The organism is Bacillus sp. TL12 (genome assembly GCF_022625245.1).
GTDB lineage: Bacteria > Bacillota > Bacilli > Bacillales > Bacillaceae_G > Bacillus_A.
In genome coordinates, this window is record NZ_JAJJBY010000165.1 from 1 (window position 1) to 933 (window position 933).

A 933-nucleotide genomic window follows, 5' to 3' on the forward strand; every position below is an offset into this window, starting at 1 on the left:
CAAAAATGTTCAGACTATATAATGTGTCTGAACATTTTTGTATTGCATAGCATCTTCCTGTCTAAAGCAGAAAAATGTCAAGAATACTCGCAATGTTCGCTGCTTTCGTTTATATCTTATTTATAGATTTTGAAAAAAATAAAGTAAGTGTTGTATTAGTAATAATAGATTTGTATACTGACTTTTAGGCGAAAGTGGGAAGTGATTATTTTGAATCTTAGTAATTTAGTAAAAAAAGACATCTATATTCTAGTTTTGATGGTATTTACAGTACCCTTAGTAGGCGCAATAAAGTCTTTTCCCTTAAATGAGACGTTTCGAATGAGCTTTGGTGCACCAACATTTTTCTTTTTTTTGTTATTATTTCGGCGAATGCCAGCATTTTTACCGGGTTTTTTAACAGCAATAGTGGTTGTAGTATTTCGTATCCTGATAGAAGTCGTCAAACAGGAAAATATGGATTGGATAGCTGCTTTCCATATCCACTATCCTAGTTTTTTCTTTTATTTTACTTATTCTTGTCTCTTTTACTTAGCGAAAATCAAACGATTTCATCATCAACCATTGATGATTGGGTTTATTGGCTTCATTATTGAAATATTATCAGACTGTGTGGAATTAATGATTCAATATTTTGTATTAAAAACTACTATCACGCCAGAGGCAATAAATGAAATAATTGTTATCGCATTTTCCCACAGTTTTATAGTTCTAAGCTTTTTCAATATGATGAAACTGTATGAAGCGCAGTCAAGGGAGAGACACATAAAAAAACAAAATGAACACATGCTTATGCTTATTTCCAATTTATATGAAGATGCTGTTCATTTAAAAAAAACGTTACAAGATGCTGAAAATATAACAAAAAAATCTTATGATTTATATAAAAGTTTAGACTCTTTAGAGAACAAGCAGTTGAACTTTCAGGTTGAG

1 pseudogene is annotated in these 933 nt (G+C 30.4%); it reads left to right on the forward strand.

The window, feature by feature from the left end:
- Positions 1 to 201: 201 nt before the first annotated feature.
- A pseudogene (locus LOK41_RS28260) lies at positions 202 to 933 on the forward strand (ATP-binding protein); the annotation flags it as partial.